Source organism: Sphingomonas sp. P4_G2, from assembly GCF_056401155.1.
In genome coordinates this window covers 740,785-766,442 of sequence record NZ_JBFUJY010000001.1, presented here as the reverse complement: position 1 = coordinate 766,442, position 25,658 = coordinate 740,785, and the positions used below count along the sequence as shown (strand labels likewise).

The window sequence follows — 25,658 nt, the reverse complement described above, 5'->3', positions numbered from 1 at the left end:
AGGGGGTGGGGGATATCTCGTAGAGTGGGTCGCTTGCGACTGCCCCACCCCAACCCCTCCCCTGAAGGGGAGGGGCTTAGGTCAGGTAGCGCTGTCGAGGCTCTCCAGCGTCAGCCGGTCGTTGGTGTAAACGCAGACTTCCGCGGCGATCTTCATCGCCTTGCGGCAGATCGTCTCGGCATCGTCCTCATATTCGACCAGCGCGCGCGCGGCGGCGAGCGCGTAATTGCCGCCCGATCCGATCGCGGCGATCCCCGCTTCGGGTTCGAGCACGTCGCCATTCCCGGTCAGGATCAAGGTCACGTCCTTGTCGGCGACGATCATCATCGCTTCCAGGTTGCGCAGATATTTGTCGGTTCGCCAGTCCTTGGCGAGCTCGACCGCGGCCCGCATCAGCTGGCCGTTGGCGCGTTCGAGCTTGGCTTCGAGCCGCTCGAACAGGGTGAAGGCGTCGGCGGTCGCGCCGGCGAACCCGCCGATCACGCTGCCGTCGCCCAGGCGGCGCACTTTCTTGGCATTGGGTTTCATCACCGTCTGGCCGGCGCTCACCTGGCCGTCGCCAATGACGATCACTTTGCCGTTCTTGCGCACGGAGAGAATTGTCGTGCCGTGCCACGTCATCTTGTCGCTCATGCCTGCGGATGTAGTCATCGGTTGCGCGCGCGCAACATCACGCTCCCAGCGGCGGCAAAACGATGGTATCATCGCCGGGACGTGCTGCCGTTACGGCAGGCGATGTCGGGTCGATCCAATAAATAGGCCGCCCAACGCGGCAGAAGGTGACGGTAGCGGCGCGCTTTGGCGCGGAAAAGAAAGGGGTTTCAGCATCATGGCGAGCGAATTTCCCAAGGATATCGGACAGCCTCCGGTCGGCGGAGGCGGCATGATCGGGCGCATTCAGCGGCTGATATTGAAACCCAAGGACGAATGGGCGGCGATCGATGCCGAACCGATGACCGTCCAGGGAATCCTGATGGGCTGGGTAGCGCCGCTCGCGGCGATCGGGCCGATCGCGCATCTCATCCAGGTCATGGTTTTCCCCATGAGCTTTTTCGGCGTGGCCTGGCGCCCGTCGCTGATCGGCGCGATCGTGACCGCGGTTCTGACCTGGGCGCTGACTATCGGCCTGACCTATGTGTGGGCACTGATCATCGACGCGCTCGCGCCCAGCTTCGGCGGTACCAAGAACCCGGTCTCGGCACTCAAGGTCGCGGCTTTTTCGGCGACGGCTGGTTGGATCGCGGCTGTTCTCGGCATCCTGCCGGCGCTCGGTATCATTGGCAGCCTGATCGGGCTCTACAACATCTATCTGTTCTGGGTCGGCGGGCCGATGCTGATGAAGGTGCCACAGGATAAGGCTGTAGGCTTCGTCGTCGTCTCGATCATCGTCGGCGCGGTCGCCATGGTTGTAGCCGGCCTCGTCGCGGTCGCGATCGCCGGCGCGATGTTCGCGATGTCGCCGGCGGCTGGCGGCTTCGGCGCACCAGGCGGTGGCTCAATCACCGTCGGCGGAACGACTCTCGATACCGGCAAGCTGACCGATGCCGCGACCAAGATGGAGGCCGCCAGCAAGTCGATGGAGGCGTCGCTCAAGGGCGGCGATGGCGCGGTCAAGACGGTCGATCCGGGCGCGCTGCAGAACCTGTTGCCGGCCTCGATCTCGGGCTGGAACCGCACCAGCGTCGAGAATCAGGGCGGCGCCGCCGGCGGGATCGGCGGCAGCAACGCGCGCGCCGAATTCCAGTCGGGTGACCAGAATTTCAGCCTCTCGGTCACCGACACCGGCGTGCTCGGCAATATCGCAACCCTGGGCGGCGCGATCAGCGCGACGTCCAACAAACAGACTACAACCGGCTATGAGAAGTCAGAAATGCAGGGCGGCAACAGGGTCGAAGAGAAGTGGGACAACCAATCGAAGTCGGGCAGCTATTCGGTGCTCGTCGCCAGCCGCTTCGCCGTCGAGGCGAGCGGCTCGGCCCCCAGCATCGACACGCTGAAATCCGCGGTTGCCTCGGTCAATCTCGGCCAATTGCAGTCGATGGCGAAGTGAGCAGCCGGGCGCGCGTCCGCATCACTCGATCCTGCAGGCGAGCCCGATGAGGCTCCGCATCATTCTGGCCGGCGCCATGCTCTCCATCGGTGGCTGCGAAGCCGGCAACGATAATCAATCCGCCGACGATCGCGGGCCGACCACCACCACCGCGGTTGCGGGGGCAGGCAGCGCCCCGGCCGATTGCAGCAAGCTGCCCGATTTCGTCCCGCTCTATGCCGATGCCCGCGTCGAAACCTGCGTTTCGGGCCTCGCCGGCGAACCGCGTCGCGAGAGCGGAACGGTGGTCTATACGACCGGCGCCACGCCCGACGCGATCATCGCCTGGTACAAGGACAAGGCCGTGCTCGACGGCCTCGTCCCTGCTCTGGCGACCCCCACCCTGTTCTCCGCACGTGACGGCGGCAAACGGTCGATGATGGCGATGGTCGAGACCGTCCGCGACGCGACCAAGGTCACGCTCAATTGGGGGCGGGATACCTGAAATTTCCTGGCTCCTCCCCTTCAGGGCAAGCCGGGCTTTTTCGTGTAAGGTCCCCACCCATGACGGGCACAGCCGCCATTCTCGGCATTCCGGTGCCCTCCACTGACCCGGCGTTTCTATCGGTCGTCGTCATCCACATCGGGTTCGGGGTCGGCGCGGTTGTCGCGGGCTTTTTAGCAATGATGAGTAGAAAGGGCCTTGGCAGACACGCTAGTTGGGGGAAGGTCTATTTCTGGTGCCTCGCGGGCCTGTCTGTCACGATGACCGCCCTTTCGGCCATCCGATGGGCAGAGGATTATCCTTTGTTCATTTTAGGTGCGATGGCGCTTGCGAGCGCTTACTCGGGACGCCGATTGCGCCTCCATCCGCGACTACATCTCACTGCGATGAGCGCGTCATACATCTTGATGTTGACCGCCTTCTACGTCGACAACGGCAAGGCGTTGCCGCTGTGGAAGGAGCTTCCCCAATTCGCCTTTTGGATTATCCCCACTGCCGTTGGAGTGCCGTTGGTCATCTGGGCGTGGTTTCGGCATCCGCCGACTGTGAGTCACACAGATATATAGGCCCGTGAAGGGGAGGGCTTTTTATGTATCAGCCCGCCAGAACCCCGACCAACAGCTTCACGTTCAGCACGACGATCGCCGCCGTGACCGCCCAAGCCGCGACGCGCAGCGCCCAAGGGCTGGCGAACTCGCCCATCATCCGTCGGTCGCCGGTAAACATCACCAGCGGAACCACCGCGAATGGCAGCTGCAGGCTGAGCACGACCTGGCTCAGCACTAGCAGGCTGGTGGTCGAGCCTTCGCCAGCGATCCCGATCACCAATGCCGCCGGTACGATCGCCAGCAGGCGCGTGACGATGCGGCGCAACCAGACCGGTAGCCGCAAATCGAGGAACCCCTCCATCACGATCTGCCCCGCCAGCGTGCCGGTGATGGTCGAATTCTGCCCCGAGGCGAGCAGTGCTAGCGCGAACACAACGCTCGCCGCCCCCGCGCCCAGCATCGGCGACAGCAAGCGGTGCGCCTGCTCGATATCCGCGACGTCGGCGCGGCCCGCCGCGTGAAACACCGAAGCCGCCAGGATCAGGATCGCCGCGTTGATCAGGAACGCCAGCCCGAGCGAGACAATCGTGTCGACCGTGGCCAGCCGGATCGCCCCGCGCTCGTCGCCCGCCGCGACCCGGCGCGTCTGCACCACCGAGGAATGGAGATAGAGATTGTGCGGCATTACCGTCGCGCCCAGGATGCCGATCGCAATGTAGAGCATCGCCGGGTTGGTGACGATCTCGGGCCGCGGCACCAGCCCGCCGGCGACCGCCCCCCAATCGGGCCGCGCCAGCCACAATTCGTAGGCAAAGCACCCCGCGATCACCACCAGCAGCGTGGCGATGAACGCCTCCAGCTTGCGGAAACCAAACCGTTGCAGCGAGAGCAACAACAGCACGTCGAACGAAGTGATCGCCACGCCCGCCAGCAGCGGCAGCCCGAACAGCAATTTGAGCGCGACCGCGGTGCCCAGTACTTCCGCCAGATCGCAGGCGATGATCGCCACCTCGCACAGCAACCACAGCACGATCGTGGTCTTGCGCCCGTATCGCGCGCGGCACGCCTGGGCGAGGTCGAGCTTCGCCGCGATGCCGAGCCGCGCCGACAAGGTCTGGAGGAGGATCGCCATCAGGCTCGACAGCAGAACGACCGCGAGCAAGGTGTAGCCGAACGCCGATCCACCGGCGAGGTCGGTCGCCCAATTGCCCGGATCCATATAGCCGACCGCGACCAGATAGCCTGGCCCGATGAAGGCGAAGAACCGGCGCCAGGCACCCGTCGCCGGCACCGCGATGCTGGCATGGCTTTCGGCAAGCGACGGCCGCCCCCGCGCGAAAGGCGTGGTAGTGCTGATCGCGTCGCTGTTCGGCGGTGGCGTCATTCGGGTCCCTGTTCGCGTCCGCGCAGTCAAAGCCGCACGGGCATCGATCGTTCCTAGCGCCGCAATGCCCGGCCCGCCACCGCGTCCAGCTTCGCCAGCAACGCCGGGTCGCGCTTGGCCGGATCGGTGATCAACGCGACGTCCAGGCAGGTGTCGATCGGCGACGGCGTGCGTTCGACGGGCAGCGCGCTGACAAACGCCTCGACCGTGCGACGCGCGACCTCGCCGTTCTTGTGCATCTGCGCGATCACTTCGGCGACCTCGACGGGCGCTTCGCTCTCCCGCCAGCAATCGTAATCGGTGACCATGCCGATCAGCGCGTAGGGCAGCTCGGCTTCGCGAGCGAGCTTGGCCTCGGGCATCGCGGTCATGCCGATCACGTCGGCGCCCCAATCGCGATAGAGCAGGCTTTCGGCGCGGGTCGAGAATTGCGGTCCCTCCATCGCCAGATAGGTGGCGCCGGTCGCGACCTTGCCGCCGGCCGCCTCGACCGCCGCCGCGGCGAAGCCCGACAGGCGCTCGCACACCGGATAGGCCATGCTGACATGGGCGACCATGCCGGTGCCGAAGAAGCTCGACGCGCGATGCACGGTGCGGTCGATGAACTGGTCGACGACGACGAAATGCCCCGGTGGCAGATCCTCCTCAAGCGAGCCGATCGACGAGATCGCCAGGATGTCGGTCACGCCCGACCGCTTGAGCGCGTCAATATTGGCGCGGAAATTGAGCTCGGACGGCGGGATGGCATGCCCGCGGCCATGGCGCGGCAGGAATACCAGGTTGACCTGGCCGATCCGCCCGAACAGTAATTCGTCCGACGGCGGACCCCAGGGCGTATCGACCCGGCGCCACTCGGCATCCTCCAGCCCGTCGATCGCATAGAGTCCCGATCCGCCGATGATCCCGATCGTCCAGCCGTCGCTCATATCGTCTCCTGTGGGTGCCGATTCGCTGCCTCCTTAGGCGATCAGGACGCAGGGCGCAGCGCCCGATCGGCATCCATCCGCCGCGATGAACGGTTGGTTCGTCCGGCGGCACAAAGGCCTGCTATGCCCCCGTTTATGCCATCGCCGATGATTCGCCCGCTCCTTCTCGCCCTCGCCGCCGTCACCGCCGCTGCACTCCCTGCCCCGCTGTTCGCCGCGGCGCCGATCGCCGGCCGCTGGCTGACTGCCGATGGCGGCGCGGTGGTCGCGATCGGCGATTGCGGCGGCACGATCTGCGGTCGCGTGGCCAAGGTGATCAAGGGGCCGCCTGCCGGCAAACCCTGGGTCGACTCGCTCAACCCCGACCCTAAGCTCAAGACCCGCCCATTGGTCGGACTGCCGATCCTGACCGAGATGGCTTCGTCGGGCGACGGCTGGAAAGGCAAGATCTACGATCCCAAGAGCGGCAAGACCTACCGCGCCGTGGTTGCGCGCGACGGCGCCAATCTGAAGGTCCAGGGCTGTATCGCGATCTTCTGCCAGACGATGATCTGGACGCGAGCGGGATAGGCGACGGCTGTTATTCGCGGGAAGCGGTCGCAGCGGTCCCAGAACGCTAGACGGTCATCATCGCATCCCACCGATGCAATGAATAGGATACCGTGTGCGTGAAAATCACCAAGCGCGGCGGGATGACGACCCGACCATCTCGATCGTCTACGACTGTCAATTGTATGCCCTTGTTGAGATCTGCACGTGCGAGATCGGCCTGGAAGTCACAGGCGACCGTAGATCCAACATAGCAGCGCGACACGCGCGTTACTCCGTCGCTAGAAGTGATAGTAATTCTGTAGCGAACGTTGCGAAGGGAGGTCGAATCGTTGAGAATTAGGCCATTGATGCGCCCGGAAGGCCGGTAGACAATGGTCGATGAAATCGGCCACAGCCCATGGGTTTCCTCGAAGTCCGCCATTACTAGCTGAAGGGTTACGCTGCCGACGGTAATTGGCTCCGCGACGGGTTCAATGCGGCGAACAAAACCGGGCGCCAGAAAGAAGTAGGCGGCCACCACAACGGGTACCATCAGAATAAAACATGCCGATTTAGCGCTAAGTAGATTGGCCATACCTCCAGCTTACATGAGCGAAACCTTGTCCGCTATGGGTCGCTAGCACACGCTAAATCACGTCCATATCGACCTTGTAATGATGCCAAGCCAGGATCGCCGCCGCGCCGCGGTGCGGACGCCAGGCTTCCGCCAGGTCCCGCATCAGCTTTTCCGCCGGACGCTCGTCATGCCCCAGGATACGGCCGATCTCGATCTGCACCGCCAAATCGCCGGCCGGCCAGATATCCGGGCGTCCTTCCGCGAACAGCAGATAGATTTCCGCCGACCAGCGGCCGATGCCCTTGATCTTGACCAGCTGCGCGATCGCGTCCTCGTCATCCTCGGGCAATTGCGCGAAATCGAGCCGCCCGCTCGTCACTTCCTCGGCCAGGCTGCGCGCATAGCTCACCTTTTGCCGCGACAGGCCGGCAGCGCGGAGTTGCTCATCGCTCGCCGCGGCGACGGTGGCGGGGTCGGTCAGGTCACCGACTTGCGCCTCCAGCTTGTTCCAGATCGATTGCGCCGCCGCCACCGACACCTGTTGCCCGATGATCGTGCGCAGCAAGGTGGCATAGCCGCGGTCGCGCACGCGCGGCGGGGGATAGCCCGCCCGCTGCAGCGCGACGGCGAAAGCGGGTTCGATCGCGGCGAGCGTGTCGAGCGCGGCCTTTAACGACTGGGCAGTCTGGACCATATGAAACCTTGTACGAAACCTTGATCGATGCGCCCGGGCACGGCATGGGCCCCTGCAACCGGACGGAGGAAAGACATGCCCAAGCTTATCGTCGTGACGCGCGACGGGGAAGAACAGGAAATCACGGGCGAGTCCGGGCTTTCGGTGATGGAAGTGATCCGCGACGCCGGGATCGACGAGGTTTTGGCGCTGTGCGGCGGCTGCTGCAGCTGCGCTACCTGCCACGTCCATGTCGACCCGGAATTTGCGGCCAAACTGAAACCGATGAGCGAGGACGAGAACGACCTGCTCGATTCCTCCGCCGACCGCGACGAGAATAGCCGCCTGTCGTGCCAGATCGAGTTTGGCGATCACCTCGACGGGTTGAAGGTGCGGATCGCCGAGGAGGACTAGGTTCTCCTTGCTCTCGATCGTCATGCCGGGCTCGTCCCGGCATCCACCGCGCCCCAGACTGAGGAAGTGGAACCTCGAGTTCCGCGCTCGCCTCCCAGTGGATCCCGGCACAAGGCCGGGATGACGAAATATGGGTAGCGCGGCCAGCCGCCTACTTCGCGGCCCCTGCAAACCGCACCACCGCCATCGGCGCAGTGGTCGATAGCGGGGTCGCTTTCCACGTCACGGTCTTGCGGCCGTTGACGGTCTTCGCACCCTCCTCGTTATTCTGGCTGACGATCTCGGCGTCGGTGTCGAGGATGAAGGTGCCGTCGAGCTTGGCCGAGGCCTTGCTCGTATCCGATCCGGGCATGCCCGCCGAATCCTTCGAATCGTTGGCGAAGCCCGGTGCCTTGACGCGCGCGGTGCCGTTGGCGCGGATTTCGACCGCGACGAACGGGATGATGATCCCGGCATCGATGTTGTAGGGGAACAGATAGGTGTGATCGAGCTTCCCGCTGATCTGATAGTCGATCACAAACTTGTTATCGCCGACATAGGTGACCTTGCGGAACCCGGCTTCCTTGGACAAGGTCGCGGCCATTTCGCGGTTCTTGGCGTCCGCCGCGGCCTGGGACTTGACATCGTCCTTCGCGCCGCTCTTGCCATTCTTGTCGCCCTTGCCGCTCTTCTGGCCGCTTTTGTCGAAGCCGATCTGCTGCAACGAGACGCCGTCGGTCTTCTTGGTGTCGTCGTCACCGCCCGACGGCATGTCCTTCATCGCCTCGTTGAGGTCGAAGGCATAGACCTCGCCCTGGTAGCTATAGGTGAAGGTGCGGTCGGCATTGATCGTCAGCGTCGAGGTGAACTTGCCCGGTGCAAGCAGGCAGCCGACCAACATCAGAGGAACAAGCAACACCAGCGCGAGACGCGTCATCCGTGCCGTCATTTCCGATTCCCCCATCAGTCGCGCGCGGCCACCGCGTAGAGCGCGATCGCGGCGGCATTGGATACGTTCAAGCTTTCAATTCTAGGAGATATCGGCAGGCGCGCAAGCTGATCGCAATGCTGCATTGTGTTGTGCCGCATGCCCTCGCCTTCCGCCCCCAGCACCAAAGCGATCCGCGCCGCGCCGATCACGTTGCCAAGCGTTTCGGTCGCTTCCCCCGCCAGGCCGACGCGCCAGAAACCGGCCTCGGCGATCTCTCCCAGCGCGCGCGACAGATTCACCACGCGGACCCAGGGTACGATCTCGAGCGCGCCCGACGCGGTCCGCGCCACGGCGCCCGATTCGGGCGGAGAATGGCGATCCTGGGTGACGATGCCGAGCGCGTCGAACGCCGCGGCCGAGCGCAGGATCGCGCCGACATTGTGCGGATCGGTGACCTGATCGAGCACCACCAGCGGGCGGCGATCATCCTCTCCCTGGCCCTGCTCGAGCAGGTCGCCAAGCCAGATATCCTCGAGCGGCTCGACCTCGATCACCAGCCCCTGATGCGGCGCGTCGCCCGGTACCAGCCGGCCGAGATCGGCGACATCGGCATAGGTAATCGGGATCACAGGCGGGATGTCGAGCCCGGCCAGCGCCTCGCGCGTCGCCCACATCTTCCTGACCGTCCGCTCGGGATTGGCGAGCGCCGCCAGCACCGCATGGCGTCCCCAGAAACGGGGCCGCGACGCGGGCGCCTGGCTCGGACGGTGACCTCTACGCGCCACGACTACGCCGTCACCCCAGCGAAAGCTGGGGTCTCAGGCCGTTGCGCCATCGCTAGAGATCCCAGCTTTCGCTGGGATGACGGTCGAGAATTATTCGTCAGGATAAGCAAATGGATCGCTTTTCGTCGGTTGGGTCGGCAGCGGCGGACGCGGTAGCGCGTCGCCGTTCGCCGCATTCCACAGGAACGCCGCCAGCACAACCGCCGCCTGACGCATGTCGTCACCCTTCAGGTGATCATAAGTGTCGATCGAGGTGTGGTGGATGCGGCTGCCATAATCGAGCGGATCCTGGATGAACTGGAAACCGGGCAACCCAACCGCTTGCATGAAGACATGGTCGGTGCCGCCGGTCTTGCGGATCACCACCGATGATGCACCCATCGCATTGAACGGCTCCAGCCATTGCTTGAAGATCGGCACTACCGCCGGATTGTTCTCGGCGTAGATGCCGCGCAATTTGCCTGAACCGTTGTCGATATTGAAATAGGCGGCCATTTTCGACCAGTCGGCCTTGGTCGCGATCGGCCAGCGATTGGCCCAGCCCTGATAACGCGCCAGGCCGGTCAGCTTGGGATCGCTGCCGCTGCCGCGGGTCGCGAAATGGTTCTCGACATAGGCCAGGCTGCCGAGCAGCCCCTGCTCCTCACCTGCCCAGAGCGCGAAGCGGATCGTCCGCTTCGGCTTGACCTTCAAGGTCGACAGGATGCGCGCGGCTTCCATGATCATCGCGCTGCCAGCGCCGTTATCGGCGGCGCCGTCGCCCGCCACCCAGGAATCGAGATGCGCGCCGGCCATCACATAGCTGCCGTCCTTGGCGCTGCCGGGGATGTCGGCGATGATGTCATAGGCATTGACGTCGCTGTCGTCGAAGCGGACGTCGTTGTTGATCGACACAGTCGGCGCCGCGCCGACGATCGAGAGCCGAACGAGGCGGCGATAATCCTCCGCCGCGATCTCGACGCCCGGAGTCTTTACGGTATCGCCGGCGCCGAACAGATAGCCTTCGCCATGGACCAATTTGCCGTCGAGCCGTGACTTGGTGGCATAAGCGACCGCGCCTTCCTCTTGCAGAAAGGCGTCAAGCTTCTTGGCGAATTCCAGCCGCTTCATGCCACGATCGGCGGCGGCAGGATCGTATTTGGGCTGGACGAACTGATCGAGCTTGGCGAGATCGTCCGCGGTGTAGCGCTTGAACGGCGCATCGCCCGGTTCCGAGCCGTCATCGGGCTTGGTCACCAGCACGATCTTGCCCTTGAGCTTGCCTTTCCACTTGGCGAAGTCGGCCGGGGTCGCGATCGGCGCGACGATCACCTCGCCCGACACCACACCATTGGTCGAGGGCGTCCAGGCGATCGGGATCGCGGTCAGTTGGATCGGGCGCGGGCTGGTCATCCGCACCGACGAGCTTTCGATCCACCAGCCGCGGCCGAACTCGAACCCTTCCTTATGGACGTTGGTCAACCCCCATTCGCTGAACTTGGACGAGGTCCACGCTTCCGCTTTGCGCATATTGGGCGAATTGGTCAGCCGCGGGCCGATCTGGTCGGAGAGATATTCGGCGGTGGTCATCACCTGAGAGCGGTTGAAGCCCTCATCCATGATCCGGTTGACCATCGACAGGTCGTTGGAATGCAGCGACGCGGGAATGGCGACGGCGGCAGCCGCGGCAAAGGCGGCGATCATCTTGCGCATGAACGATTATGCTCCCCGGGGATTGTTATGGCGCGCACGCTATTGCCGCCGCGCGACCCGCGCAAGGGTGTGCCACACATATCGTACGCCTGGTTTGGGCAACGCCGAAAACGTGCCCCAACCGCGTTGACATGACCGCCCGCCTTGGGCATGGGGCGCCCTCGCTTTTCGAAGCGACCGCCCTTCCTCGAAGGGCGAAGACCTGGGGACAGGTGGCCGAGTGGTTAAAGGCAGCAGACTGTAAATCTGCCCGTGCAAGCGTACGCTGGTTCGAATCCAGCCCTGTCCACCATTTCCCAATTCAACCACATCCGGCAGCGTCGTCTTGGAGTGTAGGGATCGCTGCCACGGGTTTGTCGATGGACCCATTGCCGGTCCGACCGGTCTCGCGGGCAAGCAGACCCAAAGTAACGATACGCGATCGAGCAACGCCGCCAGACACGAACACTCCCGCGCCCAGTAAACAGTTGTAACGCGGGGGTAACATGACGACCGCGTCGTTGTAGGCCGCTTTCCAGCTCTGTTGATAAGTACTTGCCTGGCACGGATCGAACTATCGGGGTGGCGGTGCGCTCCTCCGGGTTCGGACCTTCGTTGCGCGGCGATGTACGGTTGGAAAGGCCGCCGATGCTCACGAGCCGTTCGCCCGACACTCCGATCGCCGCGATCGTCGAGGACATGCCGCTTCTCCGGATTCAGACGCGTGAGGCGGTCGAGGAGTTGGGATTCGAGGCGAGAGACGCGGCCAGCGTGACCGAAGCCCTCTCGATCATCGAGGCGATGACCCGACCCCTTTCGTTATTGGTCACCGACGTCGAGATGCCGGGCGAACGCCATGGCGTGGGTCTCGCCTGGGAAATTCACGAACGGTGGCCGCTAACGCGCATTCTGGTCGTTTCCGGTAACAGGTCTTTCGCAGCGGAGCGGCTGCCTCCTGGGGCGCTCTTTCTTGCCAAGCCATTTGGAGCGGCGCGATTGAAGGCGTGCATACACGCCTTGTTCGAGGGGCCGCGACATGGATCGATGCCTGCCCCTTCGGGCCAGTCGGACTTGACCAAATACTGTTGACGCGTTGGGGCGCAAATCACGATGCCAGTGAATCTCGCCACGGCAGCTTTGCGAATGGATCAAAGCCCCCAAGACGTAGCGGAAACTCGCCTGGGCGTTACAACTGTTTACAAGCCCGCGATTGTCGCACTTCGGCCCCGTTGCTAGCAGCGGCGCATGTCGCGGAACAGCACCCCTTCCAGGAGAGTGAACCACCGGCCGCCAAGCGTGACGCCATCGCTCGGAGCGTTCCGTGCAGGGCAATACGACAATGGCTTGTCCGATTTCAGGCGGATGGCAGGGGCGCTTATGGCTGAGCCCTATTGAGTTCGCGCAAGGGCCTGGCATGCGAATCGCGGTAGTCGACGACGATGAAAGCGTGATCGAATATGCTTCGGCAGCACTCGCCGGCGCGGGGCATTCGTGCACGGGGTTTCGCAACGGCGCCTCTCTTCTCGCCGCATTGCGAAGGCAGACTTTCGACCTGATCCTGCTCGACTGGAATCTGCCCGACAGCTCCGGGATCGAACTGCTGCGATCGATCCGCGATGCGGTTTCGCGCGCAACGGCGATCATCATGCTCACGAGCCGGTCGGACAAGGACGATGTCGCCGCGGCGCTTCATGCCGGAGCAGACGACTATGTCGTGAAACCGGAAACCGGCACGGTCATCGTGGCGCGGGTACAGGCGGTGCTTCGCCGCGCGATGCCCGCGGCCGCGCAAAACCGCGTTCTGCAATTCGGAATCTATGCCTTCGACCGCCTGACAGAACGGGTGAGCATCGGCGACGAGGAAGTCGCGCTGAGCGCGAAGGAGTTCCAGCTCGCGCTGGTCCTTTTCGAGAACATGCACCGCGCACTGTCGAGGAGCTATCTGCTGGAGACGATCTGGCAGAGCGCCGCCGACCTCTCGACGCGAACGCTCGACATGCACGTCTCCCGGATACGAACGAAGCTCAAGCTAACCCCAGAGAACGGCTACCGAATCGTGGCCATATCTGGCTATGGTTATCGCTTGGAGCGTTTCGGGGCAGAAAATTGAGCATCTTACTCGCGGTCGCCGCGCACGCCGCCGCCATCGCGCCCGCCCAACCGCAGAATGACGATATCTGGTATGTCATCCGGCGAGGTGACACGCTCTACGGGCTGAGCCAGAGCTTTCTCGTGCCGGAGCGCCGCTGGGAGGCGCTGCTCCGGCTGGCGGCGATCCGCGATCCGAAGCGACTGCCCGTGGGCCGCAAGCTGCGTATCCCACGAACCTGGCTGCGCTTCAAAGTCGAGCCGGCACGGCTGGCCGGCTACCGTGGCACCGTGAGTCTGTCGATGAGCGGCCGGACGATAGCGCCCTCCGTTGGCATTGCCATCGGCGAAGGTGCCGAAATCATCACCGCGGGCAACAGCTTCGCGACGCTCATGCTGGCGGACCGCTCAAAAGTGGTGATCCCGTCGCAAAGCCGCGTGCTTGTTCGGGAACTGCGACGAATCCTGCTGACCGGGGCGATCGACTATCGCATCGACGTCCAACAGGGCCGGCTCGAGACCAAGGTCACGCCGCTGGAGCAACCGTCCGGCAGATACCAAATTCATACGCCGATCAGTATGACCGCGGTCCGGGGAACGGAGTTTCGCGTCTCCTTCGAGGACGAACGCCGCGCGGCAGCTACCGAAGTCTTGGCGGGGACGGTGACGTTTTCCCCTCCGGAGAGCGAGACGGGACTGAGGCTGGAACGCAGTTTCGGCGCCACACTCGATCGCGAGGGCGGATCTCGCGTTGAAAAATTGCTCGCCGCTCCCGACCTCGCGGCGCCGCCGGCATTGCAGACGAAGGACGCAGTCGAGTTCCGGGTGCGCAAGCTGGAAGGATCACTACGCTACAGGGCCGTGATCGCCTCCGACGCGGGCTTCATCGACAACATTGCCGAGCAATTCTCCAACGATGGCGCGTTCGCGCTGGCGGACATACCCAACGGCAACCTCTTCGTCCGCGTTTCCGCGATCGCCCCGAGCGGCCTCGAAGGAATGGCGCAATCCTACAGCTTCCAGCGTCGGCTCGCCTCGATACGCGGCAGCGTGGAACCCCAGGACGACGGCTATCGGTTCCGCTGGGCCGGGGCCGGCGCCGGCGTGCGCCGATACCGCTTTCAGCTCAGGCGGGATACGCCGCAGGGCGCACTCGTCGTCGACGAGGTGGCGCTCGCACGCGATGCGCTCACGCTGCGGCGGCTGAAGGCGGGCGTCTATTACTGGCGGGTTGGCCTCGCCCAGCTCGAAGACGGCGAACTCACCGAGTCCTGGACGGAACCGGAAAAGCTCACGGTCACCGATCCTTCTCGATCGCCGCGAGGCTGACGAGGTGTTCCGGCGGCTGTTAGTCGAATGGTGCGCCGTCGCCTTGCTGGTGCTGGGCCTCACGCTCGGCCTTACCCTGATCGGAGCCACGTCCAAGGCGGATGACGCGATCTATGATCAGATCGTGCAATTGCGCGCGCCGCCCGCCTCGGAGCGGATTCTTCTGGTCACGATCGACGATGCGAGCCTCGCGGCGCTCGGGCATTGGCCTTGGCCGAGAACCGTTCATGCAAAGGCGATCCAGGCCATCTCGGCGGCTCGACCGGCGGCAATCGCTTATGACGTGCTCTTCACCGAGCCCGCACGCGCGCCAAAAGAAGATGCGGCGCTTGCCGCGGCCTTCAGCGATGCGAAGAAGGTCACGCTGCCCATTCTTTTCGAGGCGCCGGGTGCGAATGGTCGTCCGTTCGACACGGTGCTTCCCATCCCGCCGATCGCTCATGCGGCGGCGGCGCTCGGGCATGTGGCGCTCCCTCATGAGGCGGACGGCAAGGCGCGAGCTGCATTGCTCCAGGTGAACGACGGATCGCGCGCCTGGCCGCATCTGGCCGAACAGACGTTCCGGCTGGCGTACGGACGGTCGTCACCGGCATGGCGGCGCAGCGTCCGGCGAGGCGACATGTCGGTGCTGGTGCCGTACCGCGAAGCGGGCGCCTACCGCACCGTGTCCTTCAGCGATGTACTCGCGGGTCGGCTTCCGCCAGCCTTTATCCGCGATCGCATCGTGCTCGTCGGCGCGACCGCTGGGGGCCTTGGGGACCGTCATGACGTCGCCGGGGCCGGTACGCTGGCAGGGATCGAGATCCAGGCGAACCTGCTGAACGCGATGCTGGCCGACCGGTTCGTGCGGGAGGCGCCGCTTCCACTGCGTCTCGCGATCGGAGCGTTGCCCGCTTTCATCCTATTGCTCCTGTTCTGGCGCCTGCGACCCTCTGCAGCATTGGTGGCATCGCTCGTGATGTTCGGGCTCGTCGCTGCCGTGCCGGTCCTGCTGGTCGCCATCGCGGGCCTGTGGATCCCGCCCGCGACGGGCCTGGTCGGCGTGCTGTTCGTGTATCCGTTATGGGGGTGGCGGCGATTGCACACGATCGACAAGGCGGTCGCTCGCGAATTGTCCCAATTGTCGGACGACCTCGGCGGCTGGGTGGCGCCGACGATAGACCGGCTGGACCATCCGGGACGCAACGCACTCGCGTTGAGCGGCTCGATCACTGCGCTTCGCGACCTGAAAAGGCTCGTTGCGGACACTGTGGAGGGAGTTGCCGATCCTCTGATCGTCACCACGATGGAGGGCGATGTCCTGGTCGCCAATCGGCACGCGGAGGCGCTTCTCTCGCAGAATGCCAGCGTTCGCGATGCGCTGTACGGCCTGCCCGCTACCAACGATCTGATATCGGCGGATGGACGACATTTCTCGCACCGCCGCACGCCGCTTACCGGTGCCGACGGCGCACGACGCGGCTGGATTCACTTGCTGGCGGAAATCACGGGTATCAGGGCGGTCGAGCGGGATCGCGAGCAAGCACTCGAATTCCTGAGCCACGATATGCGCTCGCCGCAAGCGTCGATCCTCACATTGCTGGAGGGATCGGAAAAAAAGGGCATCGGCGCGGATGCGGCAGACAAGATCGCTTATCATGCCAGGCGTACTCTCAACCTTGCCGAGAATTTCGTGCAGCTTGCCCGGCTGCGCGAGACGCCCTTCACCCCGGAAGAAACCGACCTTCATGACTGCCTCGCGGAGGCAAGCGACGCATTATGGCCGCTGGCGTCGAAGAAAAGCGTCTGGATCGTCGCGCCACCAGCCGATCCCTGCTACGTGGCAGGAGAGCGCCACGCCCTCACCCGCGCCTTGCTGAACCTGCTCGACAACGCCGTCAGGTTCAGCCCTCCCGGCGCGAAGATCAGATGCGGGATCGACCTCGTGGAAACCACAGGCGCATCGCTGTTCGAGCTTTGGATCGAGGACCAGGGTCCGGGCATATCGGAGGAGCGGTTGACGGATCTGACCAGCCGGTTCGGCCCGCTGGCGGCGACCGGGCCGGGTCTCAGCGTCGGTCTCGGCCTCGCTTATGTCCGGACCGTTGCCGAACGCCATGGCGGCAGCGTGCGATACGAGGCGGTGTCACCCCATGGATCGCGCTTCATTTTCACGATCCCGGCGCTTAGAGCGTGATGTCCCTCATCCGTTGACGGCGGTCCGCACGAGTTCGGGTAATATCTTCGCCGGCGAGCCGCCGCAGTGACGCGCCGCCGCGGCGTTTCGGAACAATAACGCGCCATTGGTCCGGTCGATCATTCCGACCGTCAAGACATAGCGTTGCGGCCGGCAGAAGACGATGGGGTGCATCGTGCCCTTCACGCTTTCCGCGCTACTTTCTGGCCGCTGGACCTCGACATCGGGCGGCGCGCTCGCGAGACCGATCTCGAGCCGATAACGACCGTTCGGACTTTCGCGGTATCCTTTGCCGGCCAGAGCCGCGCGCACCAGCTCGGACGCCTCCATCACAGTGCTGCCGGCATCCCCCGGCGCTGGCGCGAATGTATAGCTGGCATCTGTCAGCCGCGCTCCCGCGGGCGGTAGCGCACCTTGCCGGCTCAGCGGGGAAGTGCACGCGCCGACGAGGGACAGCGCGGCCGCTGCGATCAACCGTGCTGTACGCATTACCTTCTCCGTGACCCCGCGTCCGGCCCATAGACGAAACAACGGCTTAGCCTCAACTCGGCGGGGCCTCGAAGGGCTCAGATCCGAGGCCGGTTGGACTACTTGCTCCATTTCGGATGGATCGGGTTGTGTTCTGGCCAACGCTCGACGAGGTCCTCATCTATACTGATATATGGGGGAAAATCGGATGAAGAAGGTTGGATTGATGCTGCTCGCGACGATGCTGGTTGCTGGCTGCGGACAGCGAGTGAATACGTCGAGCCCGGATGCGTACAGCAAGAGCATCGAAGCGATGGTCAAGGACATGTCCGCCGACAAGCAGGCCGCGCTCAAGGATTCGCTGATCGCGATCACTTTCAACACCCCCGAGCCCGAGACAGGCATCTGGTCGCAGGCCGAGCCGACCGCGCCGGTCTTTCTCGGCGCCAAGGACAAGATCAACGGACTGACCGCGGACCAGATCATCAAGCTCGGCTATCAGACCCGGATCAAGCTGCTCGATCAGAAGATCGCCGACGACGCGGCGAGCGCGCAACGCTATCAGGCGGCGCGTGCCAAGGTCGCCGACGTGTTCCAGGGCGTGAAGATCGACAATGCGCAATATCGCGTCGACAAGGGCGCTATCGACATCGATCGGCCGCAGATCATGCTGCATATCACCAACGGATCGAAACGCCCGATCAAGACGATCTATGTGAAGGGCATATTGACCTCACCCGGCCGTGCCGTGCCGTGGATTTCTTCGGACTTCAATTACGAGTTCCCGGGCGGCCTGGAACCGGGCGAATCGCAATCGCTGACCCTGGAGCCGAACATGTTCGGCGACTGGAAGCCGCAGGACAGCTTCGCCCACCGCGCCGATCTCCACCTCGATTTGACGCTGATCAACGCGGCCGGCGCCGACGGGACGATGTTGATCGACGAGACTATGGTCGACGACAAGACCGCCACCGCCGAGGCGACCAAGCTCCAGGGCGAGCGCAACGATCTGGCCGCCAAGCTCGCCAAGCTCTGATCGCGGCGCGCGGCCGAGTATTCGGCCGCCGGCTACTCGACGATCGGTGCCGCGCTCTGCCGGTTGACGCCGGCGGAGGCGGCGCTCCGTGCCCGCCGCTCCGGGTTCGCCAAAAAATTCGGCTCTCGCGAAGCCGCCAAAGCCTGATAGATTGGGGGCATCTTTGGAGGATGCGTGATGGGTCTGGGTGATTTCCTGAAGAAGCAGCTGGTCGATGTCATCGACTGGGTCGACGAGCCGGGCGTGCTGGCGATCCGCTATCCGATGCAGGATCGCGAGATCCAGAATGGCGGCCAGCTGACCGTGCGCGAGGGCCAGGTCGCGATGTTCCATAACGAGGGCAGATTGGCCGACGCGTTCGGGCCGGGCCAGCACACGCTGGTCACGCAGAACCTGCCGCTGCTGACGGCGATCATGAATTGGGACAAGGGCTTCAAGTCCCCGTTCAAGGCCGATGTCTATTTCTTCACCCAGCGCGAGCAGACCGGGCTCAAATGGGGCACGCCGCAGCCGATCACGGTGCGCGACAAGGAATTCGGTCCGTTGCGCATCCGCGCGTTCGGCAGCTATTCGTTCCGCATCGACGATGTCGCGACCTTCGCGGTCAAGATGATGGGGTCGCTGGATCGCCTGACCGTCACCGATCTCGACCAGCAATTGCGCGCGGTGATCAACACTGCGATCGCAACGGCTTTGGGCGGCGGCGAGATCGCGTTCATCGACCTTGCCGCCAACCAGCAGGCGATGTCGGAAAAGCTGAAGGGCGCGGTCGAAGCCGGGTTCAAGGAATGGGGCCTGTCGTGCCGCACCTTCTTCGTCGAGAGCGTGTCGTTGCCCGAGAATGTCCAGGAATATCTCGACAAGGGCAGCTCGATGCGGGTGCTCGGCAATCTCGACCAATATGCCAAGTTCCAGGCGGCCGACTCGATCCAGACCGCGGCGGCCAATCCGGGCGGCCTCGCCGGGATCGGCGCGAGTGCCGCGGCAGGGATGGCGATCGGGCAGCAAATGGCAGCGGGGCTCGGCGGCGTCGGCAGTGGCGGCGCGACCAGCATCCCCGCGGCCGCACCACAGCCCGAGGTCGATCCCTATGAACAAATCGAGAAGCTGCACAAATTGATGGTCGCCGGCGCGATCACGCAAGAGGAGTTCGACGCCAAGAAGACCGCTTTGCTCGCCAAGATCTGACGCGCGCCAGTGCTCGACGCCAATTGCCCCAATTGCGGCGCCCCGATCCGGTTCAGGTCGAACGACCTGCCGGTGAAGGTGTGCGACTATTGCCGCACATCGGTACTGCGGACCGGCGGCAATCTCCAGGCGATCGGCAAGATCGCCGAGGTGCCCGACGATGTCAGTCCGCTGCAATTGGGCGTGCGCGGGCGCGATGGGACGCACACGTTCGAGCTGATCGGCCGCGTTCGCTGGCGCTATGCCGACGGCGCGTGGAACGAATGGTTGGCTTTGTTCGACGACGGTTCAACCGGCTGGGTCGGCGAATCCTCGGGGCGCTATATGATGCTGCGTCAGGTCGACGACGACGCGCTTGCGCCGGTCGTCGTCGATCACATCAAATCGGGTCAGCCGATCGCAATCGATACGTTGATCACGATCGGCGGGGTCGATTATGCCGTCACCGACAACAAGCAGGTCACCTGCGTCGCGAGCGAGGGCGAGCTACCGTTCAACGCGCCGCTCGGGCTCACCGCCACCAGCATCGATCTGATGACTCCCGACGGCGAGTGCGCGAGCATCCAGAAGGATCAGGGCGGTGAGGTGGAGGCCTATGTCGGCCGCTACATGTCGCTCGCCGACCTCAACGCGACCGGCTTGCGATCGTTCGAGGGCTGGCCGATGCCGGCATCTGCCGCATGAGCGACGACGCGCTCCCGGTCGACGCCGCGCCGCCGGCACCCGCGCCACCGCCGACAGCGCCGGTCACGCCGGCATCTACCGTCCGCCCGCTGAGCTGTCCCAATTGCGGCGGCATCGTCAACGTCCGCGCCCAGGGTCTGACGGTCAGCGTGTTGTGCGAACATTGCGGCTCGACGCTCGACGCGACCAGGCCCGACCTCCAGGTCATCGCGCGCGCCAACGAGGCGCTCAAGACGCCGCAAATCCCGCTCGGCACGCGCGGCACGCTCAATGGCCGGGTCTGGGAAGTCGTCGGCTATATGGAGCGCACCGACGAGGAGATCGGTTGGGCCGAATATCTGCTGTTCAACCCTTATGAAGGCTATGCCTTCCTGGTCGATGACGGCCGCCGCTTCAGCCTGGGCATCATGCTCGACCGCCTGCCGACGATGGGCTGGGGCAATTCGATGCAGCTCGATCACCAGAGCTATTCGCGGTTCGGCGACACCTATCCGGTGCGCGTCACTTTCGTCGTCGGCGAATTCTATTGGCGAGTCGCGGTCGGGGAAACGGTCGACGAAACCGATTTCGTCCGCCCCGGCACGATGCTGTCATGCGAAGTCTACCAGACCGAGCGCACCTGGACCCGGCTCGATCTGCTCGACTGGGGAGTCGCGGAAACGGCGTTCGGCATTCCGGCGCGCCGCCGCGAATACAGCCATCCCGCGCCGCACGAGCCGTCGCCCTACAAGCGCCAGCTGGGCGAGGCGATGATCATCGGCATCGTCGCCTTGTTCACCCTGATGGTCATCTCGACCTTCGCCGGCGGCGAGCAACAGATCGGGCAGACGACCACCGATGCGGTGCTCGACGGGCCCGAAAAGACCGTCGTCATCCGCGGGCTCGACCTCCCCTCGGCGCGGTCGCGCGTGGTGGTCGATGCCGATGCCGGCGCGATCGACAATGCCTGGGTCGACCTGGATTATTCGCTGACCGACGAAAAGACCCAGGACAGCGTCGATACTTATGGCCTGGCCGAACATTATTCGGGCAGCGACAGCGACGGATCGTGGACCGAGGGCGATCCGCGCCCCGAAGTCAGCCTGTCGAGCATCCCCGGCGGCAAATACGATCTGGTCGTCACGCTTTCCGCGCATCGCTGGAACGGCGGTTCGAGCAGCAGCAGTTACTCCATGCCGACCGGTTTCGCCGGCGGCAGCATGTTCGGACAGGATAGCGGCCAGACCATCCCGGTCACGGTCACGATCAAGCGCGGCGGCGTGTTCGGTGGCAATCTCCTGCTTGCCTTCCTGTTGATCGGGGCCTGGCCGTTGATCGTATTGTTCAAGCATTTCGGGTTCGAAAAGCGCCGCATGGCGCCGGTCAGCGGCAGCGGCGGCAGCGATGACGACGACAGCGGGGGAGACGACGACTGATGAGGCACATCGTGATCTACGGGCTCTACTGTCTCGGCATCGTCTTCCTGTCGATGTTCGCCGTCCGCGACGGTTATTCGCCCTTTGCCACTGGCGGCGCGCGCGGGCCGATGATGTTCGGCTCCTACGGCCCCACCCACAAATAACGAAAGGATCGGACCATGATCTCCATCCCCGTTCTCGTCTCGACGCTGCTCTATACCGGCATCGGCCTCGTCATCTTCATCGGCGGCTTCTGGCTGTGGGACAAGATCAGTCCGGTCGACATGTGGGGCGAGATCTGCCGCGAGAAGAATGTCGCGCTGGCGATCTTCACCGGATCGATCGCGATCGCCGTCGCGATGATCATCGCCGCCGCCATCCATGGGTGAACGGCCAAGTTTGAGTCGAAATCGATTGTGCCAAGCTCGTCGTCACCCGGACTTGTTCCGGGGTCCAAGCCTCCACAAGGGAATCCAGCCGTTGTTGCACGTTGGATGCCGGAACAAGTCCGGCATGACGGCTGAGCTGCATGACTGAGCAGCAGGGCGGTCGCGCCATTCCTTCCCGCTCCGGCGCGTTGCTGCTGGCGTCGGCATTCGTCGTCGCGACGTGCGGGCTGATCTACGAACTGCTCGCCGGCACCTTGGCGAGCTATCTGCTCGGCGACAGCGTCACCCAGTTCTCGATCATCATCGGCATCTATCTGTTCGCCATGGGCATGGGCTCATGGTGCTCGCGTTACGTGCGCAAGAACGAGCTCGTGATCTTCGTCCGGGTCGAGGTGCTGATCGCCGCGATCGGCGGTTGTTCGGCGGCATTGCTGTTCCTGCTGTTCGATCGCGTCCAGGATTTCCGCTTGCCGCTCTATGGACTGGTGCTTGCGATCGGCTTCCTGGTAGGGCTCGAAATCCCGCTCCTCATGCGCATCCTCAAGGACCGGCTCGAGTTCAGCGACCTGGTCTCGAAAGTGCTGACCTTCGATTATGTCGGCGCGCTTGCCGCCTCGCTGCTGTTCCCGCTGCTGCTCGTCCCGCATCTCGGACTGATCCGCACCGGTTTCCTGTTCGGCCTGTTCAATGTCGGCGTCGCGATCGCGGTGATCCTGATGCTGCCGCAGCGGCGCCGGATGACGATCGAATTGCTCGTCGCGATCCTGGTCGCGATCGTGCTGGCCGCCGGCTTCGTCGCGTCGGAGAAGATCGAGCGCACCGCCGAGGTCGCGGCCTATGGCGACCCGATCATCTATGCCGACGCCACACCCTACCAGCGCATCGTCATCACCAAGCGAGCCAACGACTTGCGGCTGTTCCTCAACGGCAATCTGCAATTCTCGTCGCGCGACGAATATCGCTATCACGAGGCGCTGGTGCATCCGGTGCTGAGCCGGGTGGCGAACCCGCGCGACGTGCTCGTGCTGGGCGGCGGCGACGGGCTCGCGGTGCGCGAGATCCTCAAATATCCCGGCGTTCAGTCGGTCACCCTGGTCGATCTCGATCCGGCGATGACAACGCTCTTCCGCAAAAGCTCGATGCTCGTCGCGCTCAACCATGGGTCTTTGCTGTCGCCCAAGGTCCATGTCATCACCGCCGATGCGTTCAGCTGGCTGCGCGCCAACCAGCGCAAGTTCGACGCGGTGCTGGTCGACTTTCCCGACCCGACCAATTTCGCGATCGGCAAGCTCTACACGATCAGTTTCTATCGCGAGCTCGCCCGAGCGCTCAATCCCGGTGCGATGATCAGCGTCCAGAGCACCTCGCCGCTGGTCGCGCCCAAGGCCTATTGGACTGTCGCGACCACGCTTGAGGCGGCCGGGCTGACCACGCGCGGCTATCACGTCTATGTGCCAAGCTTCGGCGAATGGGGCTTCGTCCTCGCCTCGAACCGGCCGATTGGCGCACTTGGCGCCTTGCCGTCGGGGCTGCGGTTCCTGACGCCGCGGGTCGACACGCTCGCTTTCTTCTTCCCGCCCGACATGGCGCGACGCCCGACCCCGGTGAATCGACTCGACAACCAGGCGCTGGTTCGCGAGTTCGACGCCGAATGGTCGGTGTTCGAGGGCTAGGGTGCCAACACGCCGCACCGTCATCGCAGGATCGATCGCCGGGGCCGCGGCGCTCGGTGCGGGTGCGATCGCGCTCGCCCCACATGACGAGACGATCCCCGGTACGCTGAGCGGCGCCGATTTCCGCCGCGGGCATCGCTTACGCAGCGGCAAATTCCCCGAGCCGAGTGAGACGGTGCGGACCAGGATCGCGATCGTCGGCGGCGGCGTCGCTGGGCTCGCGGCGGCATGGACGCTGGCAGACGCCGGCGTGCAGGATTTTCGCCTGCTCGAACTCGAGGATCGTACCGGCGGCAATGCGCGCAGCGGACGCAACACTGTCTCCGCTTACCCGCTAGGCGCGCACTATCTGCCGCTGCCCAATGCCGAGGCGAAGGGCGTCATCCATTTGCTCGAACAGCTCGGCATCATCACCGGCTGGCAGGATGGCAAGCCGGTCTACGATCCCTATCAGCTCGTCTCCGACCCCGAGGAGCGCCTGCTCTATCTCGGCAAATGGCAGGAAGGACTGGTCCCGCAAAAGGGGCTGAGCGAGGCCGACGTCCATGACCTCAAGGCCTTCTTCGCCGCGATGAAGGCCTATCAAGAGCGCCGCGACGCCCAAGGACGCCCCGCTTTCGCGATCCCGATGGAGCTGAGTTCGCGCGATCCCGATCTGCTCGCGCTGGACAAATTGAGCTTCGCCCAATGGCTCGACCAGCAGGGCTGGCACTCATCGGTGCTGCGCGTGTACGTCCGCTATGCCTGCCGAGACGATTACGGCACCGAGCCCGACCAGGTCTCGGCCTGGGCCGGGATCCATTATTTCGCCAGCCGCCGCGGGCTCGCCGCCAATGCCGATCCCGACACGATGCTGACCTGGCCCGAGGGCAATGGCCATCTGGTCGGGCGGATGGCGGCGCGGCTCAAGGATCACCTCGATTGCGGCAGGATCATCCATCGCGTCACCCGCACCGACAAGGGCGCGCAAATCGATGCCCTCGAAGTCGCGAGCGGTCGTGGCGTCCGCGTCGATGCCGATGCGGTGGTGCTCGCTACTCCGCACTTCGTGAGCGCACGCCTGACCGCCGATGCGCCGTCGGCCAGCGGGTTCGACTATGCGCCCTGGGTGGTCGCCGCGGTCACCGTCGACCGCCTGCCCGCCGGACCGGGGTTCGAGGTCGCCTGGGACAATGTGTCGTGGACCAGCCGCTCGCTCGGCTATGTCGTCGACACGCATCAATCGCTCGACCGCGTGCCGCGCGCGACGGTGCTGAGCTGGTATCTGCCGCTGTCCGACATGGCACCCGCCGACGCGCGGCGCGACTTGCTCGAACGCCCACTCACCTATTGGCAGGACATGGTCCGCGACGATCTGCTCCGCACCAATCCCGACCTCAAGGGCGCGATCCGGCGGATCGATGTGTGGCGCTGGGGCCATGCCATGATCCGCCCGGTGCCGGGCTATTTCTGGGACGGCCGCCGCGAGGCCGCCGCCGCGCCGCGCCCGCCGTTGTTCTTCGCGCATTCCGACCTGAGCGGGCTCTCGCTGTTCGAGGAAGCGCAATATCGCGGCATCCGCGCGGCGGAGGATGCGATGACGCATCTCGCCATTTCCTATCGCTCGGTGCTGGCGTAGGATTAGGGTCCGTACTCAATTATCGCGAGGATCGTGATTGCCCAGAGGAGCCCGCCGACAAGGAGCGCAGCGCAGTCGCGTAGCCGAAGCTACGCGCAAGCAAGCGACGATGCTCGGCGGGCTCCTCCGGGCAACCGCGAAGCGGCGGGCCGATTTTGGCGTCCGGACGTCGTCGCGCGTCGGTCACGATGCTACCAGCATCGCTCCCTCCTTGCTCCTAGCCGGACACCAAAATCGGCTCCGTCACGACCTCGCGATAATTGAGTACGGACCCTAGCGGCGTGGACTTCAGTGGGACCCACCTTCTTGCCGACCTGTTCGACTGCGATCATCTCGACGATGAAGCGCGGATCGAGGCGGCGTTGCTCGCGGCCGTCGCCGCCGCCGATGCGACGCTGATCGAGCTCAAGGTCCATGGCTTCGGCGCCGGTCAGGGCGTGACCGGCGTCGCGTTGCTCGCCGAATCGCACATCTCGATCCATTCCTGGCCGGAGCGTGGTTACGCCGCGGTCGACATGTTCCTGTGCGGACGGCGCCACGATCTCGACGCCGCGCTGGCGGCGCTGGCCGGGATGCTCGACGCCGGGCGGGTCGAGCAACGCCGCTTCGCCCGCGGCTTCAGCCTGGAGGCCACCGACCAATGACCGGCACGCAATTAC

Annotated in this window: 27 protein-coding genes and 1 tRNA gene; 19 read left to right on the top strand and 9 right to left on the bottom strand. The window is 64.5% G+C overall.

The window, feature by feature from the left end; all coding sequences use genetic code 11:
• Nucleotides 1-81 precede the first annotated feature (81 nt).
• Nucleotides 82-651 carry an ATP-dependent protease subunit HslV gene (hslV, locus tag AC1DRD_RS03465; RefSeq protein WP_478028092.1) on the bottom strand — a complete coding sequence of 190 codons (570 nt, stop codon included), beginning with the start codon at nucleotides 649-651 and terminating at the stop codon, nucleotides 82-84.
• Between the two features lie 178 nt (nucleotides 652-829).
• Here hslV and AC1DRD_RS03460 point away from each other — a divergent pair, with 178 nt between their 5' ends.
• The 3 genes from AC1DRD_RS03460 to AC1DRD_RS03450 are packed head-to-tail and all read left to right on the top strand — an operon-like array spanning nucleotide 830 to nucleotide 3,100.
• The gene (locus AC1DRD_RS03460; protein ID WP_478040317.1) at nucleotides 830-2,050 is read left to right on the top strand and encodes a Yip1 family protein; all 1,221 of its coding nucleotides are present in this window, start codon (nucleotides 830-832) and stop codon (nucleotides 2,048-2,050) included.
• A gap of 46 nt (nucleotides 2,051-2,096) precedes the next feature.
• Nucleotides 2,097-2,534: a hypothetical protein gene (locus AC1DRD_RS03455; protein WP_478040316.1), complete on the top strand. Its 438-nt coding sequence runs from the start codon at nucleotides 2,097-2,099 to the stop codon at nucleotides 2,532-2,534.
• Between the two features lie 59 nt (nucleotides 2,535-2,593).
• A complete protein-coding gene (locus AC1DRD_RS03450; protein ID WP_478028087.1) occupies nucleotides 2,594-3,100 on the top strand; it encodes a hypothetical protein in 507 nt (168 codons plus the stop codon).
• Between the two features lie 28 nt (nucleotides 3,101-3,128).
• Here AC1DRD_RS03450 and AC1DRD_RS03445 read toward each other — a convergent pair whose 3' ends face one another.
• Nucleotides 3,129-4,466, bottom strand: a complete 1,338-nt coding sequence (locus AC1DRD_RS03445) for an Nramp family divalent metal transporter (RefSeq protein ID WP_478040314.1) — start codon at nucleotides 4,464-4,466, stop codon at nucleotides 3,129-3,131.
• Nucleotides 4,467-4,519: 53 nt separating this feature from the next.
• A complete protein-coding gene (gene mtnP / locus AC1DRD_RS03440) occupies nucleotides 4,520-5,392 on the bottom strand; it encodes an S-methyl-5'-thioadenosine phosphorylase (protein ID WP_478040312.1) in 873 nt (290 codons plus the stop codon).
• 147 nt (nucleotides 5,393-5,539) lie between these two features.
• On the opposite strand from mtnP, the gene AC1DRD_RS03435 reads away from it, so the two are divergent.
• Entirely contained in the window at nucleotides 5,540-5,962 is a 423-nt protein-coding gene (locus tag AC1DRD_RS03435) for a DUF2147 domain-containing protein (protein WP_478040310.1), read from the top strand.
• Nucleotides 5,963-6,008: 46 nt separating this feature from the next.
• On the opposite strand, the gene AC1DRD_RS03430 is transcribed toward AC1DRD_RS03435, so the two are convergent.
• Together AC1DRD_RS03430 and AC1DRD_RS03425 are read right to left on the bottom strand one after the other, a co-directional pair.
• A complete protein-coding gene (locus AC1DRD_RS03430; protein WP_478040308.1) occupies nucleotides 6,009-6,518 on the bottom strand; it encodes a hypothetical protein in 510 nt (169 codons plus the stop codon).
• Nucleotides 6,519-6,570: 52 nt separating this feature from the next.
• Nucleotides 6,571-7,194 carry a DNA-3-methyladenine glycosylase family protein gene (locus AC1DRD_RS03425; RefSeq protein ID WP_478040306.1) on the bottom strand — a complete coding sequence of 208 codons (624 nt, stop codon included), beginning with the start codon at nucleotides 7,192-7,194 and terminating at the stop codon, nucleotides 6,571-6,573.
• Between the two features lie 75 nt (nucleotides 7,195-7,269).
• Between AC1DRD_RS03425 and AC1DRD_RS03420 the strand changes: the two genes are divergently transcribed.
• On the top strand, nucleotides 7,270-7,587 hold the full coding sequence (locus AC1DRD_RS03420) for a 2Fe-2S iron-sulfur cluster-binding protein (protein WP_066810432.1): 318 nt from the start codon (nucleotides 7,270-7,272) through the stop codon (nucleotides 7,585-7,587).
• Between the two features lie 151 nt (nucleotides 7,588-7,738).
• Here AC1DRD_RS03420 and AC1DRD_RS03415 read toward each other — a convergent pair whose 3' ends face one another.
• The 3 genes from AC1DRD_RS03415 to AC1DRD_RS03405 form a co-directional block, all read right to left on the bottom strand.
• Nucleotides 7,739-8,515 (bottom strand): hypothetical protein, encoded by a 777-nt coding sequence (locus AC1DRD_RS03415; RefSeq protein ID WP_478040304.1) that lies wholly within the window; start codon nucleotides 8,513-8,515, stop codon nucleotides 7,739-7,741.
• A 14-nt stretch (nucleotides 8,516-8,529) separates the two neighbouring features.
• The gene (rlmB, locus tag AC1DRD_RS03410; protein WP_478040302.1) at nucleotides 8,530-9,282 is read right to left on the bottom strand and encodes a 23S rRNA (guanosine(2251)-2'-O)-methyltransferase RlmB; all 753 of its coding nucleotides are present in this window, start codon (nucleotides 9,280-9,282) and stop codon (nucleotides 8,530-8,532) included.
• Nucleotides 9,283-9,372: 90 nt separating this feature from the next.
• Complete coding sequence (locus tag AC1DRD_RS03405; protein ID WP_478040300.1) at nucleotides 9,373-10,974, bottom strand: M20/M25/M40 family metallo-hydrolase; 1,602 nt, start codon at nucleotides 10,972-10,974, stop codon at nucleotides 9,373-9,375.
• A 206-nt stretch (nucleotides 10,975-11,180) separates the two neighbouring features.
• Between AC1DRD_RS03405 and AC1DRD_RS03400 the strand changes: the two genes are divergently transcribed.
• The 5 genes from AC1DRD_RS03400 to AC1DRD_RS03380 all read left to right on the top strand — a co-directional run bounded on the left by AC1DRD_RS03400 (nucleotide 11,181) and on the right by AC1DRD_RS03380 (nucleotide 16,546).
• Nucleotides 11,181-11,266, top strand: a tRNA-Tyr gene (locus tag AC1DRD_RS03400).
• A gap of 335 nt (nucleotides 11,267-11,601) precedes the next feature.
• Nucleotides 11,602-12,042, top strand: a complete 441-nt coding sequence (locus AC1DRD_RS03395; protein ID WP_478040298.1) for a response regulator — start codon at nucleotides 11,602-11,604, stop codon at nucleotides 12,040-12,042.
• A gap of 232 nt (nucleotides 12,043-12,274) precedes the next feature.
• Nucleotides 12,275-13,063, top strand: a complete 789-nt coding sequence (locus AC1DRD_RS03390; RefSeq protein ID WP_478028068.1) for a response regulator transcription factor — start codon at nucleotides 12,275-12,277, stop codon at nucleotides 13,061-13,063.
• Nucleotides 13,060-14,370, top strand: coding sequence for a FecR family protein (locus AC1DRD_RS03385; protein ID WP_478040297.1), 1,311 nt, complete (start codon nucleotides 13,060-13,062; stop codon nucleotides 14,368-14,370). The genes AC1DRD_RS03390 and AC1DRD_RS03385 overlap by 4 nt, the downstream gene beginning before the upstream one ends.
• A 4-nt stretch (nucleotides 14,371-14,374) precedes the next feature.
• On the top strand, nucleotides 14,375-16,546 hold the full coding sequence (locus tag AC1DRD_RS03380; RefSeq protein WP_478040295.1) for a CHASE2 domain-containing protein: 2,172 nt from the start codon (nucleotides 14,375-14,377) through the stop codon (nucleotides 16,544-16,546).
• Nucleotides 16,547-16,552: 6 nt separating this feature from the next.
• Here AC1DRD_RS03380 and AC1DRD_RS03375 read toward each other — a convergent pair whose 3' ends face one another.
• Nucleotides 16,553-17,035 carry a DUF4136 domain-containing protein gene (locus tag AC1DRD_RS03375; protein WP_478040293.1) on the bottom strand — a complete coding sequence of 161 codons (483 nt, stop codon included), beginning with the start codon at nucleotides 17,033-17,035 and terminating at the stop codon, nucleotides 16,553-16,555.
• A 187-nt stretch (nucleotides 17,036-17,222) separates the two neighbouring features.
• On the opposite strand from AC1DRD_RS03375, the gene AC1DRD_RS03370 reads away from it, so the two are divergent.
• The 9 genes from AC1DRD_RS03370 to speD all read left to right on the top strand — a co-directional run bounded on the left by AC1DRD_RS03370 (nucleotide 17,223) and on the right by speD (nucleotide 25,643).
• Complete coding sequence (locus AC1DRD_RS03370) at nucleotides 17,223-18,050, top strand: hypothetical protein (protein WP_478028063.1); 828 nt, start codon at nucleotides 17,223-17,225, stop codon at nucleotides 18,048-18,050.
• 177 nt (nucleotides 18,051-18,227) lie between these two features.
• Nucleotides 18,228-19,238, top strand: a complete 1,011-nt coding sequence (locus AC1DRD_RS03365; protein ID WP_478028062.1) for an SPFH domain-containing protein — start codon at nucleotides 18,228-18,230, stop codon at nucleotides 19,236-19,238.
• A gap of 9 nt (nucleotides 19,239-19,247) precedes the next feature.
• The gene (locus AC1DRD_RS03360; RefSeq protein WP_478040291.1) at nucleotides 19,248-19,922 is read left to right on the top strand and encodes a DUF4178 domain-containing protein; all 675 of its coding nucleotides are present in this window, start codon (nucleotides 19,248-19,250) and stop codon (nucleotides 19,920-19,922) included.
• Nucleotides 19,919-21,337 carry a DUF4178 domain-containing protein gene (locus AC1DRD_RS03355; protein WP_478040289.1) on the top strand — a complete coding sequence of 473 codons (1,419 nt, stop codon included), beginning with the start codon at nucleotides 19,919-19,921 and terminating at the stop codon, nucleotides 21,335-21,337. The genes AC1DRD_RS03360 and AC1DRD_RS03355 overlap by 4 nt, the downstream gene beginning before the upstream one ends.
• The gene (locus tag AC1DRD_RS03350; protein WP_478028058.1) at nucleotides 21,337-21,483 is read left to right on the top strand and encodes a hypothetical protein; all 147 of its coding nucleotides are present in this window, start codon (nucleotides 21,337-21,339) and stop codon (nucleotides 21,481-21,483) included. Before AC1DRD_RS03355 ends, AC1DRD_RS03350 begins: the two co-directional genes overlap by 1 nt.
• Before the next feature lie 15 nt (nucleotides 21,484-21,498).
• On the top strand, nucleotides 21,499-21,708 hold the full coding sequence (locus tag AC1DRD_RS03345; RefSeq protein WP_478028056.1) for a DUF350 domain-containing protein: 210 nt from the start codon (nucleotides 21,499-21,501) through the stop codon (nucleotides 21,706-21,708).
• Between the two features lie 140 nt (nucleotides 21,709-21,848).
• Nucleotides 21,849-23,381 carry a polyamine aminopropyltransferase gene (locus AC1DRD_RS03340; RefSeq protein WP_478040287.1) on the top strand — a complete coding sequence of 511 codons (1,533 nt, stop codon included), beginning with the start codon at nucleotides 21,849-21,851 and terminating at the stop codon, nucleotides 23,379-23,381.
• A gap of 1 nt (nucleotide 23,382) precedes the next feature.
• A complete protein-coding gene (locus AC1DRD_RS03335; RefSeq protein WP_478040285.1) occupies nucleotides 23,383-24,999 on the top strand; it encodes an FAD-dependent oxidoreductase in 1,617 nt (538 codons plus the stop codon).
• 281 nt (nucleotides 25,000-25,280) lie between these two features.
• Complete coding sequence (gene speD / locus AC1DRD_RS03330) at nucleotides 25,281-25,643, top strand: adenosylmethionine decarboxylase (protein WP_478040283.1); 363 nt, start codon at nucleotides 25,281-25,283, stop codon at nucleotides 25,641-25,643.
• Nucleotides 25,644-25,658 lie beyond the last annotated feature (15 nt).

Bases quoted from the DNA above. Each gene is read 5' to 3' on its own strand.
- hslV (WP_478028092.1), bottom strand. From the start codon at position 651: ATGACTACATCCGCAGGCATGAGCGACAAGATGACGTGGCACGGCACG.
- AC1DRD_RS03460 (WP_478040317.1), top strand. From the start codon at position 830: ATGGCGAGCGAATTTCCCAAGGATATCGGACAGCCTCCGGTCGGCGGA.
- AC1DRD_RS03455 (WP_478040316.1), top strand. From the start codon at position 2,097: ATGAGGCTCCGCATCATTCTGGCCGGCGCCATGCTCTCCATCGGTGGC.
- AC1DRD_RS03450 (WP_478028087.1), top strand. From the start codon at position 2,594: ATGACGGGCACAGCCGCCATTCTCGGCATTCCGGTGCCCTCCACTGAC.
- AC1DRD_RS03445 (WP_478040314.1), bottom strand. From the start codon at position 4,466: ATGACGCCACCGCCGAACAGCGACGCGATCAGCACTACCACGCCTTTC.
- mtnP (WP_478040312.1), bottom strand. From the start codon at position 5,392: ATGAGCGACGGCTGGACGATCGGGATCATCGGCGGATCGGGACTCTAT.
- AC1DRD_RS03435 (WP_478040310.1), top strand. From the start codon at position 5,540: ATGATTCGCCCGCTCCTTCTCGCCCTCGCCGCCGTCACCGCCGCTGCA.
- AC1DRD_RS03430 (WP_478040308.1), bottom strand. From the start codon at position 6,518: ATGGCCAATCTACTTAGCGCTAAATCGGCATGTTTTATTCTGATGGTA.
- AC1DRD_RS03425 (WP_478040306.1), bottom strand. From the start codon at position 7,194: ATGGTCCAGACTGCCCAGTCGTTAAAGGCCGCGCTCGACACGCTCGCC.
- AC1DRD_RS03420 (WP_066810432.1), top strand. From the start codon at position 7,270: ATGCCCAAGCTTATCGTCGTGACGCGCGACGGGGAAGAACAGGAAATC.
- AC1DRD_RS03415 (WP_478040304.1), bottom strand. From the start codon at position 8,515: ATGACGGCACGGATGACGCGTCTCGCGCTGGTGTTGCTTGTTCCTCTG.
- AC1DRD_RS03405 (WP_478040300.1), bottom strand. From the start codon at position 10,974: ATGCGCAAGATGATCGCCGCCTTTGCCGCGGCTGCCGCCGTCGCCATT.
- AC1DRD_RS03395 (WP_478040298.1), top strand. From the start codon at position 11,602: ATGCTCACGAGCCGTTCGCCCGACACTCCGATCGCCGCGATCGTCGAG.
- AC1DRD_RS03375 (WP_478040293.1), bottom strand. From the start codon at position 17,035: ATGCGTACAGCACGGTTGATCGCAGCGGCCGCGCTGTCCCTCGTCGGC.
- AC1DRD_RS03370 (WP_478028063.1), top strand. From the start codon at position 17,223: ATGAAGAAGGTTGGATTGATGCTGCTCGCGACGATGCTGGTTGCTGGC.
- AC1DRD_RS03365 (WP_478028062.1), top strand. From the start codon at position 18,228: ATGGGTCTGGGTGATTTCCTGAAGAAGCAGCTGGTCGATGTCATCGAC.
- AC1DRD_RS03355 (WP_478040289.1), top strand. From the start codon at position 19,919: ATGAGCGACGACGCGCTCCCGGTCGACGCCGCGCCGCCGGCACCCGCG.
- AC1DRD_RS03350 (WP_478028058.1), top strand. From the start codon at position 21,337: ATGAGGCACATCGTGATCTACGGGCTCTACTGTCTCGGCATCGTCTTC.
- AC1DRD_RS03345 (WP_478028056.1), top strand. From the start codon at position 21,499: ATGATCTCCATCCCCGTTCTCGTCTCGACGCTGCTCTATACCGGCATC.
- AC1DRD_RS03340 (WP_478040287.1), top strand. From the start codon at position 21,849: ATGACTGAGCAGCAGGGCGGTCGCGCCATTCCTTCCCGCTCCGGCGCG.